This window comes from Mesorhizobium sp. WSM4808, from assembly GCF_055811675.1.
Genome location: NZ_JBVVQX010000019.1, coordinates 72,020 through 86,182 on the forward strand (window position 1 = coordinate 72,020; position 14,163 = coordinate 86,182).

Annotated in this window: 7 protein-coding genes and 4 pseudogenes; 4 read left to right on the forward strand and 7 right to left on the reverse strand. The window is 59.5% G+C overall.

Annotated features, from left to right (window positions below; all coding sequences use genetic code 11):
• Positions 1-51: 51 nt before the first annotated feature.
• The gene (locus tag AC0L2U_RS28075; RefSeq protein WP_473602969.1) at positions 52-732 is read left to right on the forward strand and encodes a transposase; all 681 of its coding nucleotides are present in this window, start codon (positions 52-54) and stop codon (positions 730-732) included.
• A gap of 38 nt (positions 733-770) precedes the next feature.
• Here AC0L2U_RS28075 and AC0L2U_RS28080 read toward each other — a convergent pair.
• The 4 genes and pseudogenes from AC0L2U_RS28080 to pdxR all read right to left on the reverse strand — a co-directional run bounded on the left by AC0L2U_RS28080 (position 771) and on the right by pdxR (position 6,549).
• A pseudogene (locus tag AC0L2U_RS28080) lies at positions 771-1,620 on the reverse strand (TIM barrel protein).
• A gap of 577 nt (positions 1,621-2,197) precedes the next feature.
• A pseudogene (locus tag AC0L2U_RS28085) lies at positions 2,198-2,633 on the reverse strand (FMN-binding negative transcriptional regulator).
• A 1,525-nt stretch (positions 2,634-4,158) separates the two neighbouring features.
• Positions 4,159-4,824, reverse strand: a pseudogene (locus AC0L2U_RS28090) (B3/B4 domain-containing protein).
• A gap of 186 nt (positions 4,825-5,010) precedes the next feature.
• Positions 5,011-6,549, reverse strand: a complete 1,539-nt coding sequence (gene pdxR / locus AC0L2U_RS28095) for a MocR-like pyridoxine biosynthesis transcription factor PdxR (RefSeq protein WP_473602995.1) — start codon at positions 6,547-6,549, stop codon at positions 5,011-5,013.
• Between the two features lie 68 nt (positions 6,550-6,617).
• Between pdxR and AC0L2U_RS28100 the strand changes: the two are divergent.
• Positions 6,618-7,855 (forward strand): annotated as a pseudogene (locus AC0L2U_RS28100) (trans-sulfuration enzyme family protein).
• A 40-nt stretch (positions 7,856-7,895) separates the two neighbouring features.
• Entirely contained in the window at positions 7,896-8,798 is a 903-nt protein-coding gene (locus tag AC0L2U_RS28105) for a dihydrodipicolinate synthase family protein (RefSeq protein WP_473602970.1), read from the forward strand.
• A 264-nt stretch (positions 8,799-9,062) separates the two neighbouring features.
• Here the strand turns inward: AC0L2U_RS28105 and AC0L2U_RS28110 are convergent, their stop codons facing one another.
• Positions 9,063-9,311, reverse strand: a complete 249-nt coding sequence (locus tag AC0L2U_RS28110) for a DUF982 domain-containing protein (RefSeq protein WP_473602971.1) — start codon at positions 9,309-9,311, stop codon at positions 9,063-9,065.
• A gap of 537 nt (positions 9,312-9,848) precedes the next feature.
• Here AC0L2U_RS28110 and nodU point away from each other — a divergent pair.
• Complete coding sequence (nodU, locus tag AC0L2U_RS28115; RefSeq protein WP_473602972.1) at positions 9,849-11,534, forward strand: nodulation protein NodU; 1,686 nt, start codon at positions 9,849-9,851, stop codon at positions 11,532-11,534.
• A gap of 997 nt (positions 11,535-12,531) precedes the next feature.
• Here the strand turns inward: nodU and AC0L2U_RS28120 are convergent.
• Both AC0L2U_RS28120 and AC0L2U_RS28125 read right to left on the reverse strand, forming a co-directional pair.
• A complete protein-coding gene (locus tag AC0L2U_RS28120) occupies positions 12,532-12,720 on the reverse strand; it encodes a hypothetical protein (protein ID WP_473602973.1) in 189 nt (62 codons plus the stop codon).
• 522 nt (positions 12,721-13,242) lie between these two features.
• On the reverse strand, positions 13,243-14,148 hold the full coding sequence (locus AC0L2U_RS28125) for a LysR family transcriptional regulator (protein ID WP_473564586.1): 906 nt from the start codon (positions 14,146-14,148) through the stop codon (positions 13,243-13,245).
• Between the last annotated feature and the right edge of the window lie 15 nt (positions 14,149-14,163).

Sequence of the window (14,163 nt, forward strand, 5' to 3'; positions counted from 1 at the left end):
CGTCGTCTGCCGCGACTTACTGCATAATTCGTGTTCAACAAGGAACGACCTATGAGGCGGCAGCCCCGAGCTTTCACGGTGGAGATCAAACAGAAGCGCAGCTCTCAAAAGCGGAGCGGTTCGATCTGGAGCGATGTCGATCTTACCGCAGCAATGGCCGAGACAACAAGGGAACTCGAGGAGATGGAGTTGCCAAATGGTCGCCCTGTTGACTCAAGTGTTGTTGCAATTGATGCTGAACACATTAACAAACCGCGAGCGGAGTATCACATGGCAAATTCCCTGGACGCAGAACCAATAGCAACCGCTATGCAACCGGCAGCCAAAGTAGAGAGGCCTCAGAAGAAGAATGCCCAACGGTCGCCGAAAGCGAAGGCCGAGCCCAGGCAGCCTGCTCGGAAGAATGTGCCCAATGCGGCGTCTCAGGCGGAGGAAGCAGCGGCTGTTCGGACCGGACGTAAGATCTACTCTGAAAAGGAGCGCGCCCAGATGCTCGCCCTGATCCAGAAGTCTATCAGTGGTGGCGCCACTCACAAGGGCGCCGTAAAGCAGGCCGGGATCTCGGAACAGACCTACTATCAATGGAAGAAAGCTGCGTTGCCTACACCGGTTGGTGACGATCTGAAGGACCTGGTCGCTCTTGAGGAAGAAAACAACCGACTGAAGAGCCTGCTCGCGGAACGCCTGCGCAAGGAAAACGCGGAACTGAAGAGGAAGCTGGGGTTGCAATAACCCTGAAATTGTTGTCCGACCTCCGAGAGCTCATAGCCTTAGACCGGCACTCGCGCCAGTAGCCCGTTTCGGATGAGATCAATGCTGGCGGCAAATGCGCCTGCAGAGTCATTCAACGCGTGGACTTCCTCGACGAGCTCAAGAGAAAAGGGACCCGTATAGCCGCCATCAGTAGCGCCCCAATCTGGCTGCAATTGTCGGAACCTCCCAGGATGCGATCCGGGTGAACCCAGAAGGTTGGATCGTTTATGCCTGAAAGGTGCACGAGACCGGTCAGATCGCAGAAGAAAGACGTCTCGCCGGCGAGCGTGTGGTGGAATGTATCGTGCACAAGCCGAAAGACGGACTGGCCATCAACCCAGGCAATAGCGTTAGCCGCTTCGTTCTTTAACCGAAGCGAGGAGGTCTGGAAGCCAAGCGGTTCGATGAGTCCGATCAGGCCCCGCGACTGAAGTATCGGCTTGAGCGCCTTCAAGGCGGCGCGCAGATTGCCATTGCGCCCGCCATTGGCGGACCACGAACCGTCGTTGACCGGCACCAGCATGAGCGCATGAGCGCCTGAGCGCCACAAGCGGCCGTATAATCGGCGAGCTTGCGGGCCTCGGCCCTGCGGGCGGGAGTCCATTCGTTGAACCGCTGTAGGGCGTTGACTGAGATAATGGTGACGCCCGCTTCGGCAGCGGCAGACCGGACATCCGCCGGCGGCTTGCCACGCACAACAGCCTTGCTGCAGGGACTATTCCGGATTTGCACGTCGGTCAGACCGAGATCGCGGGCGAGCGCGAAGAACGTCCTGACGTCAAGTCCGGGCGCCGCCATATAGTCGAGTGCAAACCGAAGTGGCGCCTGGCGCGCGGAGTGGCTTTCCTTCATGAAGGCGGCCGCCATTCTCGGCTGACTGGCCTCTGCCGTTTGGCCGAAATGATCGGCATAGGGAGGCGAGCCAATCGAACTGACCCGCTCTTTATTCACGCGATCGTGATTCATTGTGAGCCGACTTTCACGCAACGGAATACTGCCGCGCCTCTTGAGAACATTGATCTGCTGCGAAATGACGGAAGATCGCTCGAGGCTATCCAGTTGTTTCCGCAGAGTAGGCGCCCGGAAAGGAAGCTGGACCGATCCGGAGCCAAACTGATATGGCAGGCTGCTTCTTCGTAGCGAGGTGCCCAGCGCGATCCTAGCGCGCCTCTCCGCCCCTCCTCAGGCTCTGGATCCATCCAGGACGCGCTGCCGTGCGGCCTTGAATGCCGCTGGCAACAAGGGCAACATGTCGGCCAGCGTGTTGAACGCAATCGGCGTGACCGCCGGCGAGACTGCGGGCTATAACATAGAGTCTCCGCGGACCGGGCGTGATGGCGAGCACGGAGGCCGCGGCGAGGTACAGGGCGAATGGGGTCAGTTCTGGCATCATTGGTTCATTCCGACAAAGTTCATGATTATTCTGGAAGCGGCGATCTCGCGGTCAGATGCCCGTTCGCTCGGCCGCAAGGCCCCCAGCCACGCCAGCGCGATCGGCAGCGTTCCGGTTCCGAGTCAGTTTGCGCTTGCTCTCCAGCCTTGTGATCGGCATGCGCAAGCCAACAATTCCGCGAGAGTTGCGCCTGTGCAAAATCCGGCGGGCGTCCGACACCGCCCAAGGCGAGGCGCGCTCGCCCTCGTGGTGGTCAGTCAGGCCATTCACGACGTCCAGCACTCTTCCCGAACGCTCGAAGAACTCGACCGGATCATAGGCGTGGACGGCGATGTAATTCCAAGTCGGGACGACTTCCCGCTTCCTGCTTGGCCGCATACCATGCCGGCGTCACATAAGTGTCCGGCCCCATGAGATGGCCAAGCCGTCGCCCAGCGGCGGAACACGGCACCTGCGGATTAGCCTTCGCGAGGTGCCCGTAGATCACGCCGTGCTCGCCCTCGCTCGCATCAAGCAAGAGGGCGGTGACGAGGCGAAGAGCATTGGGCCGTGGCAGAGACTAAGTTCGACAGCGGCGCTGCGCGGATGCTCGCTCGCAGGAAATCGATATCATCATCATCTCGGAAGGCCGGAGAGGTCTACATCGGGGGAACTCCGTGTGTGCGTTACAGATCAGATACTTGCAATCTGGCCCTCTGGAAACAGCCAGTTAGTTGCATTTGAAGCCGTCCAGTTGGTGAAGTGGCATGGCGGGCCGGATCATCGGGCTAATATTTGGCGATCCAACAGAGAGGCCCTCCACGGCTTCTGCGCCCCGACATGTCTGACTCAACCGTCAGTGGCTCCGCCGTCGCCAGGCGTAGTGCTACCGATCGAGTTTCCGGCGATAAGGATAGAATCAGGGGCAGCCTCTCTGGCGCCCCTGATGGGTGCTGTTGAAGACATCTACGCCGGAGATGGCGCACCTCGGCGGCTCGTTCAAGGAAGTAGGAGCGGCCGGTGCCATTATGGCCCACGGCCACAACGAGCGCATGCTGCTTCCTATCGAGCGTGGCACGGCGCACGATGCCGTGATGCCATGCTGTCGGCCGGCCGCCTTGGCCGACTGCGCTACAGATGGAAGCTCGGGCGCCGTTGCGCGGCTGGCTGTTCCCGGCGCAGCACGCGGTTACCCGACGCTGCACATCCATCGGGTCGTCGCCGAGACTGCAACTGCGCCAACACCGTCAAGGGGTTCGGCCGGCACACGCTGCGTCAAAGCTTGGCCAGGCCTTGAGGCCGGCGCCGACGTCGGAATTACCCAGGTCCTTCTGGGGGGAAGCAAGCTCGACACACACGGCCTCTGCGCAAGCCCGACCTGTAGATGTGCTGCAGGCCAGTCCGCGCGAGAACTTGGCCTTTTCAAGGAGGCGGAAAGCTCGCCCGTGCGGCCACTCGATTGAGGATCGCCGATATGCTCCGTGCTGCCCGGCCTGCCTATCAGGTCGCGCATGGCATGCAGGCCAGTTCAGCCTCGGCAGCTCAAGGTCATGGGGCGATCGAGCACTGCCGCACGCAGCCGCGGCCCGAGGGCGGATCGGGTACAACTGCCGTGGTTGCCCCCCGATAAGGCAAGCGGAATGAATCATCATCCGCATCCCCTCCTCGGCGGAGCCACGAGTCTGCCCAAGGATGGCAGATGTCTCGAGACCGCTTCGATCCGAATTCCATCCGGCTTTCGCCACGAGATGTTATGACGGCTTGGAGTGCCAGGACTGGCGTCTGACGTCGAGATTGATCAACCCGAGCAATCTTTACCATGGCGCAGGGTCGAATCATAATGCGGTGCACCTTCCGCTGGCCTGCTGAGTACGAAATGGCCAGAGGCGTCACCTCCCCTCGCAGCCCCAGGAGACCCAGCCGCAAAGGAACTAACACTGGTTGCAAGCGAACCGATCACACCGGGGCGGGCACGTTCCTCAACCGACCCGCCTGTCGAGACCGGCGGCGAAAGGCTTTAGCGGCGCGATTTCCTACTTGTAGACCTTACACCCTGGTGCCAGCTCTCTCAGAGCGCTCACCAGCATGTCAGCCGCCTGCTCGAGCGCCTCTCCGGCATCGCCGCCAAGCTTTCCAAGATAAACCACATCCGGCCGCCCACCGTCTCCAACCGGGTGCGCGTGCCCTGCCGCCAATTCCAGCGGCGACATGTAGCTCCCAGATCGTCGCGCCAGATGACCTCCCCCTTGGAAGGGCTTTCGACGACCGCTTCCCCATTCAAAACAGTGTGGAAAGACTCCGTTCCTAGGGCAATCGTCAGCCGCGGTTTGCCGACATATGCATCAAAATTTTCGCCGCCAATCGGTATTGCAAAAACGCAGGCTCACGGCATTGTAGAGGTCAACAATAGGATTTATTGACGGGATTCGGCCATCCTTCTCCACCCGTTTTTTCAACGCGTGCGCCGAGCACGGCGTCCGGTTTGGTTTCGCGCCGAACCGAACGTATGCCTGCGCCCAATTGGCCAAGTGCGCGTCTCCCCAGGCGGGTCCCCCCGCTCGAGCGAAATCGCAAGCCTCTCCCAACACGTCCCGAGCCATGACGCCTCGCGCACTGTCCTGTGCATCAACAAGAATGCTGATTGCGCGAAAGTCAGGTGCGATCTCTGCTATTTCTTCGTCGATCAGCGCAAAATCCAACAACGCTTTCTCCTTTAAGCCAGTCGCGAGGGCGCCTTTGCTTCGACCGGAATTGAGAGCTCCACAAGAATTCCCTTCCCCGTTCCGAGGGGCATACTCCTGTCCTGGACCCGGACTGGCCGACAGTGCCAGTCCGGGCAAGTCTTGCTGATCCAGTCTGCGATCAATACCGGCGCGACTCTGAGGTCACGAGCCAGGCCCGCTCGCTGTCAGGGCGGCCATTGAGCGTCTTGCCGAATCTTCGGCAAAGCTTCTGACCCGCTGGACAGCGCCAGCAAGGAGGCGAACACCATTCTCGATCTGCCGAATGGTCAGGGCGGAATAGCCCATCACCAATCCAATCCGATCAGCGCGGCCTTCATCTCGGATGTACAGCGATGAAATCGGATGGATGCCAACCCCGACCCGCCGCGCCTCTTCAACCATGACCTCCTCCAGCGACCGAGAAAGATCCTTGAACCAGACGACGACATGCAGCCCTGCGTCGGCCCCCTCGATGGCAATGCTGTCTGCGAACGCACGTCGAAGGACAGCAAGCAGTGCCTCTCGCCGCCCCCCGTTAAGACGGCGGACGCGGCGCACGTGGCTTTCATAACCGCCGCTCTCAATGAGTGAGGCCAGGGCCTCCTGTTCCGCAACCGGAGAATGCCTGTCGAGAAGCTGCTTGGCCATCGCAAAGACGTCTTGCAACTCGGCCGGAACCACCAGGTAGCCGATGCGCAGCATCGGCGACAGTGTCTTGGAGATCGTGCCAACATAGATTACGGAACTGCGGTCTTCCAGCTTATGCAGCGGGGGCACCGGTCGAATGTCGTACCGGTACTCGCCATCGTAATCGTCCTCGATAATATAGGCGTCATTGCGCCGAGCCCATTCGAGGAGCTGATACCGCCGCGAAATCGACAAGACGCCGCCGAGCGGGAATTGGTGCGACGGGGTGACGTAGGCTAGCCGCGCTGGGATCTCCTGCAGCAGCTCGGTCTTCATGCCCTCGCTATCGACGGCGACAGCGACGGGCGTGGCTCCTGTGCTGGCAAAGACTTGGCGCGCCATGCTATAGCAGGGATCCTCGATCACGAAGCTGTCGGAAGGATCGAGCAGCAGGCGCGCGCACATGTCGAGGCACTGCTGTGATCCGCTTACGACGAGGATCTGCTCGACCTGGCAGCTCAGCGTTCGGGCACGCCACAAATATCCCTGCAGCGCCTGGCGCAAGCGATGCGAGCCGCGTGGATCGTGATAGGCTAGCCTTCCGGGACTTTGTGACATTGCCGCGTTCATCGCACGCTTCCACGTCAGCGCCGGGAAATCAGATGGGGCGAGGTCGCCATAACGGAAATCGACCTTGAAGCGGTTGGGGAGGTAATCGCGCCGTGGTGGACTGGCGCGCAGGCGCTCCCCGTAACGGGAAAGATGGATCGGGCCAGTCCGTTTGGGCACCGCGCTGGTCTCTTTACTCCGCACGAGCGAAGATGCAACGCGAGGTCTTGCGCCTTGAATGACCTCGATGAAACCTTCGGCGACCAGCTGGTCATATGCCACGGTGACCGTGGTCCGCGACACACCGAGTTCATTTGCTAGGCCGCGGGACGACGGCAGCTGGCTGCCCGTTTCATAGATTCCACCTAGGATCTGCTCGCGAAGAGCTTCGCAGATCTGGCGCGCGCCCAGACCTTGCGAGCGAGCTATCGACGCGGAAGGAGAAGGCTGGACCATTTCTTTCATCGCCAACTGGACGTTCCACCCGGGTTAGTGTGAAGGCATTGTCGCCGAAATCAAGAGGGCTAAAGCCGATGACCAGCGCCGAAGATCAGCTTGAAGCCGAGACAACATCAACGCCGTCCCGGAACGACGTCGGTCTCGCATTCGCCACCCGGGCCATCCATCATGGCTTCGATCCGGCGGGCTTTTCCAATTCCGTTCAGACGCCGGTGTTTCTTACATCGACCTATGGATTTGAAAGCGTGGCGGCAAACGAAGCCGCCGCAGCGCTTGGGGGAAGGCTCTACGCACGCGAATACAACCCGACCACCGAAAACATCGAAAAGCGGCTCGCCAATCTAGAAGGAGCCGAAGCTGGGCTGGTACTCGCCTCGGGGATGGCCGCCTTCGGTACGCTGATCCTTTCGCTGCTTTCCAAGGTGACGAACTCATTGTCCACAAGACACTCTATTCGAATAAGCTCGCCATGGTGGAACAGGGGCTGCCGCAGTTTGGCATCAAGGTCGTTGCCGTCGATCTGTCTAATCCCAGCAATCTCAATGGCGCCATCACTGACTGGGCCTGGCTCGTGTTCTTCGAGACGCCAATCAACAACCCGCTGGGCCGTTTCCTCGACATCGCCGCCATTGCCGAACACGCCCATTCTCGCGGCGTGAAGGTCGCCGTCGACAGCACCTTCGCCTCGCCCGCCCTCCAGCGTCCGCTGGAACTTGGAGCCGACATCGTGATCCATTCGCTGACCAAGTACATCGATGGCCATGGCGATGCTCTGGGCGGGGTGATACTGGGCGACGTAAAAACACTGCACCTGCTGCGCGAAACTGGCCTGCGCTATCTCACCGGGGCAGCGCTCTCGCCCGTGTCGGCGTTCCTGATCTTGCGCGGGTTGGAGACACTCACGTTGTGTATGGAGCGTCACAGTGCCTCTGGGCTTGCGGTCGCCCAGGCGCTCGAGGCGCACCCGACTGTGGCTTGGGTTAGCTATCCATTTCTCGGCTCTCATCCCGAACATGAGATCGCGCGCAGACAGACGTCGAAAGGCTCGGGCATGTTGGCACTCGGCCTCCAGACGGGGTTCGAGGGCGCGCCCGTATGATGGACCGGCTCAAGCTCATCATCAGGGTGGTCAGTCTCGGCGACGCTGACAGTCTCATCTATCATCCAGCAAGCCTGACCCGCTCGCGAGTCAATTCGCAAGGACGCGCATTTGCCTGACGGAGTCGGCGACGTTCTCATGCGTCTGTCGGTAGGGCTCGAAGACGCCGCCGAGTTGATCGCGGATCTAGAGCAGGCGCTGGACTGGGTCTGATGCCCAACGCTTGACCCAATATAACAACGGGAGCTTCAGCATGGGATTCCTGAGCGGCCTTTCAGCCTTCCCAATAACGCCAAGCGACAGCGACGGCGGCGTCGATGTCCTGGCGCTTCGAAAGCTGACAGCGCGGCTTTGCGCAGCAAAGGTGGATTCTATCGGCCTGCTCGGCAGCACCGGCACCTATATTTATCTGTCGCGCGAGGAACGCCGCCGGGCGCTTTGCGAGGCGCTGGACGAGACGGGTGGACGAGTCCCGCTCGTGATCGGCGTGGGCGCTTTGCGCACCGATGAAGCGGTGAAATGTGCAAGTGATGCGAAGGCCCTCGGCGCAGCCGCGGGGTTGCTCGCGGCTGTTTCCTACACCCCGCTCACTGAGAACGAAGTTTTCGAGCATTTTTCGACGGTGGCGCGCGACAGCGGCCTGCCGATCGTGATCTACGACAATCCCGCAAACACGCATTTTCGCTTCACGCCAGCGCTCATCGAGCGTCTGGGACAGCTGCCTGAGATCCTCGCTATTAAGAACTCGGCCGACCGGGGCGATGCCATCAAAGGCCAACTTGCGCACCAGAAAAAAATTGTGCCGAAAGGATTCTCGATCGGCTACAGCGGCGACTGGAACGCCACCGAGGCCCTGATCGCCGGAGCCGATACATGGTACAGCGTCCTCGGTGGCATCTTGCCCGACCCGTGCCTGAGGATGGTCAGAGCCGCTCAGCACGGCGACAATGCTGAAGCACACCGGATCGACGCCACCCTGGCCCCGGTGTGGGAGCTTTTTAAGACGTTCTCGAGCCTTCGCGTCGTATACGCAATCGCCGAGCTCCTCGAAATTTGTTCCGCCGAGCCCCCACGGCCGATCAAGCCACTTTCCGCTGCCGCGAAGTGCCAGCTCGCCGGCGTCCTGGATCGTCTAGGATCAGGTGTCGGATCGTAAGCCGCGCGACTTCATATCGCCGGGGGAAAATGTACGCACCGATCTTTCGATGGGCCTATAGTAGCCGAGATCTTCTCCATCATCTGGTCGGGAACAATGCGCTGCGTGTTGATCACCGATGGATCGACAGGTCTCGACGCCAATCTTAGCGTTCGATTGGCAGAACGTCGTATCGGCGAGGGAGGAAGGCTGCGTTCCGGGCCTGCCCCCCTACATTTCTCCGACTTCACACGAAGCATCAAAGCCTTGATGCGCCAACAGCATTCAATCGCTGCGCAGGATCTTTGCTTCAAGCGCGGCTGCCACAAAAGCCCTTCGAGCAGCTGGTGGATAGGCCTCACCACGCAATACCTGCAGACAAGCGTCCATCGCTACCTTCCGTTTCTCGGTCCGACGATGAAGGTCACGGATCAGGATAGCGGCCGCCTGGTTGACATCGAATACGATACGCTCAGAACTGTGGCGGCCAACCTGAACAACGACCGCCCTCTCAAATCTTTGCAAGCCGGTCATCTCTCCGCCCCCAAGGCGATCATCCGTCAATTGAGCCCAGCTCGTCTTTACCGAGCCGACCCGGTACCACTGATCTGTGAGCCGAGACAATGCCCTTTCTACCGACCCCGCGCTAGCCCGACACGCTCTTAGCTGCAGGCGGGATATTCCTTTGGGCGCTGCCCTCGCCGTCGAAAAAACTTTCGACTAGAGATTAAAAAGTGGCTTGATCGAGGAAGGCTCTCTTCTAAGCGACCACCTTCGTGCTCAGCGCGCGCACGCTCGGTGCCGAGGGAGCGCGGCACCTCCCGTGGCGCCGGTGACGTGTGACCGTGCACATCCTTGCCCAGCGGCTTGCGGTGGACAGCCCTTCTCACTGTGCCGCACAGTGCTGCCTCGCAATTGCATGTCAGCCATCTTGTTCTCGATCACGCGGCAAATCTTATCATTCACCGCGCGGATGCTCACATCCAAACAATCTAGTTTACCGCCCCCCCATCATCGCGCATAGCGCGACGTCAAAACCCGCGGTCACTCTCACTTTGACTAGGATCTACTATGCGCATTTGCGGTATCAAGCTGACGCACGACGGGGGAATCGCTATCGTGGAAGACGGCAGATTAGTCTTTTGCATCGAGCAGGAAAAGCTCGACAATAACCCGCGATACCAGCATATCGAGCGGCTTGAGACGGTCGCCGCCGTTTTGGCGGAAAACGGGCTTGCTCCGAGCGATGTCGACCGATTCGTTATTGACGGATGGGACGGTGAAATCCAGTCGGAATTTCAAGTTCTGAGTAACGGCTCCCCTATCACTCTCAACGGCGCGCCTTATGTGGAGCGGGACGCCGAAAATCCCCTGACAGCCTATCAAGGTTCCGGTCTCATGCTCGACAATGGGGCATTTTCTTATGAAAGCTACCCGCATGTTCTTGGGCACGTTGCTTCCGCATACTGCACCAGCTCATTCGCCAAACTAGAGGAACCAGCATTTTGTCTGGTTTGGGACGGCTGCATCTTTCCGCGGCTTTACTACGTAGAGCCAAGTGGAGTCCGATTTGTTGGGTGCCTGTTTCCGATGATAGGCCATGCGTATGCCGCTGCGGGCCAACATTTTGGTCCTTACATGCGAGAACTGCGGACTGGCTGGGATCTCGGTATCGCCGGCAAGTTGATGGCCTATATCGCGCTCGGAGTGGTCCATGAACACATCGTGAACGTGTTTCAGGAGCTTTACGACGACCATTTCGCCGGGGATACGGACCTTGCCTTTGGTTACAGGGAAAACAGCCACAGCGAAGACGCGTTACACACGGCTGTGCACAACTTCTTCGATGCAAGCGCGTCGCGGTTAATCCCCGAAACGCCCGAGGACATACTTGCTTCGTTCCATGCCTTCGTGGAGCGTCTTCTCGTCCGGGGGATGACCAGCGCTCTGCGTACGTACTCGGTTCCCAATACCCGAAACCTGTGCATAGCCGGCGGATGCGGGCTGAACATCAAATGGAACAGCGCCCTCCGGGCGAGCGGTTTGTTCGACGAAGTCTGGGTGCCTCCGTTTCCAAACGACAGCGGATCGGCGATCGGTGCCGCTTGCTGCGCGCTGGCCGCCGACAAAGGTTTCGGGCATCTCGACTGGTCAGTCTACAGCGGGCCAAATGTGAGCCACGGCAAGGTTCCACCTGGTTGGCAATCCGCTGCTTGCAGCCTGAAAGAACTTGCCAGTGTGCTCGCCGACAACAAGCCTGTTGTGTTCCTTGCAGGCCGCGCAGAGCTTGGTCCACGTGCTTTGGGAGGCAGAAGCATCCTGGCAGCCGCAACTTCGCCGGAAATGAAGGACCATCTCAACAAAATCAAAGTTCGAGAGCACTTTCGGCCGGTAGCGCCAATATGCTTGGAGGATCGTGCACCTGACATGTTTGACCCTGGCACGCAGGATCCTTACATGCTGTTCGATCACCGAACCCGTTCGGAGTGGAAAGAGAAAATCCCGGCGGTCGTCCATCTCGACGGGACTGCGCGACTACAGACAGTTTCGAGAACGTCTGAACACCCAATTGCAGAACTTCTGATAGAATATGAGAAGCTCACGGGCATTTCGCTGCTCTGCAACACGAGTGCAAATCTTAATGGACGTGGGTTTTTTCCGGATGCGGCTGCCGCCTGTGAGTGGGGATGCGTAGACCACGTTTGGTGCGATGGGTTGCTGTTGACCAAGACAGGTGCAAGTCAATTCGAGAGCTGAGCGTTAGGCTGTAACGAACCCGAGGTACCGCGGCAATCGCCGGCAGCATCGCTGAGGGAGCCGGATGGTGCGGGTGTGTGGGTCCTTGAAGCTGCCTTGATCTGAAGAACGAATCTGACCGATGGCCGACAGAGCGCAGAGACTGTGCAGTTAAGCTGGCAAGCATGCTTTTGCTTAGCGATGTGCTGGAGGATTCAAGGACCTGCACGGCCATTTTGCTCGGCCGAACTAATCCGCCACGGCGCCGGGCATGTAGCCGACCACGTTGACCCCGACAGCTTCGTCAGTGGTCAGGAAGTCAGAGTAGAGGTTCCACATCCTCAAGCATGCTCCTTGCAGGGTCCACGTGCGAGATCGATTGCAGCAACCCGAAGAGCACAATTGTGAGCACGGTCCGGTGCGAAACCCAGCACAGATTGTCAATGGCCGGGCACTCCGGATGGATGGCCTCGGCCCCCACTTTCTGGTCCCCAGGTAGCCGTCCTTCGGCTGAGATCGGCCAGCACCAAGTCGCGCTGTGAATGGGTTGAGTAGACTTGCTCCGCGACCCGCGCGGCGGCATCGGCGTTGTGGAAGGCGGCACACTTTTGAAGACCGCCTTGCCGATATGATAGCCCGAGCCCGGTCGGCCGGATCCGCTCGAAGCGGATCCGTATCGACGAAGGCTATTTTATTCGAAGGCCCTCGGGATCCTTCGGGTGCGGTTCGACGACTTCGACCTCAGCGATGTTTCGGAAGAGCATCTGATGCCGTCGCCGGGAAGAAAGAATGGTGGTTCGTTTCCCTCGACGAGGCAAACGTCGAAGAGTGTTGGCACCTCCCAACGCTGGGCGACTGCGCGCGTTTGATTGAGGAGAAGCGGACCGCACCTGTGGTTGAAACCTCGACACATCGGGGAGCGGAGTCGCCCCGCTGGCAAGTCCGAGGCGAGTACAGGCAAGGGCGGCGTACGACCGCGGTCGGCAGGAACGCACGCTTGTGGGTTTGGCAGGGGAAGCTATAGGGGACCGACCACGCCTTCCATCAGAAAGGCTCCCAGCGCACTCAGCAATGCCTCGGCGGTTTCCTTGTCGAGTTGCAGTTCGACCTCATCATCGTCATCCGTGATCAGCAGCAAGGTGCCACTCAGCGGGTTGTGCGACGTGACCAGCACATCGTCATCCTGGAACTCGACTTTGCGGGCCATAATTTCCGACCTCCGTTGCTCCTGCCGGAATGTCGCACTAGCCGCAGTAAAGAAAGTATTGAGAGATCCTGCTCCATAGCCTGCTGGCAATCGATCGAGCTATGCGAGTAGTCAAATTGACGTTTTTGGCGGAGTGATCATCTTGCCCCGGCAAATACTGGTCACTGTGCGCTCGATGCCCGAAGCAGAACGGATGCGGCTCTTGCCTTTGGCTTGGCAAAGCCGAACGGCGCACGCATCCCACATCCGGCATACTCGCAAATATGGTTTTCCACCCGTGCCCGCTCGCGCGGCATTGCCGTCATGCCTTTCGCGAGCCTCATCGGTTCGTCGCTGATGACTACCAAAGCGGGAAGACATTGGGCTGCTTGGTAATTTAGACCGCCTGACGCACGCCAGTGCAGCACGCGGCGCACCGCGCGGCTGATGCGATTGCATCTTCAGCATCGCCGGAAAATCAGCACCACACTGTCATGCAAGATCATCGATTTGCATGCCGTTGACCCGGGAGCGCCCGCTGCTTCACATGCGGGACGCCTCTTGCAACATTATCTGCCGCATCCAGGTGCTTGCCGGATCGCTGTTGTGAAGGGTGGGCCATTGGACGGCCTCGGTGAACGTGGGTAGTGGCCGCGGAAGTTCGACGATCCGCAGAGGGAAGGTCTTTTTGAAATGCTCAACCAGCCGGAAGGGCATGGTCGCTATGCGGGCTGTGCCTGAGATCATCGGCGGGATCATGCTAAAGGCCGGCACGATGATCTCGACTTGCCTCTTGAGACCATTCTCAAGCAAAAACCTTTCCTCGATGGATGGCATCTGGGCACGGCCCACCCTGTACGCAATGTGCTTCATCGACACGTACCTCTCGAATGTAAGCTGCTGTGGCAGTTGCTTGTTCGTCGGGCAGCCTACGCACACGAATGTCTCGTCGAACAGAGCCGCTCTCGGATGCGCGCTCGACATGAACAATTCCGGAAGAATCAGAAAATCGACGTCACCGCGCCGGAGAAGCTCATCGAGATCGTCGTCGAGCGGCAGCAATTCGAAGCTGACGGCGGGTGCTTCGCGTGCAACACGCTCCACGACCTTTTCAAAAAACACGAGTGTGACGAAATCCGAAACTATGATCCGGAAGCGGCGATCGGATTGAGCCGGTTTAAACGGATCCCAAGAAATTATCGAGCACTGGATGTGAAAGAGTGCGCCGCGAACAGCGGGCGCGAGTGTTTCCGCACGTGGGGTTAGAACACGTTCGCGGCCTCTCATCGTAAACAGTTCATCGTTGAAATAATCGCGCAGCCGGCCGACGGCCGCGCTCATGGCCGGCTGACTTAGGTTGATGCTGCTTGCCGCCGCCGTAAGGTTGCGCTCGGTCAGCAGTGCGTCGAGCACGACGAGAAGGTTCAGATCAAGGCCTTTGAAACGCATGCCTCATCTGTCCGT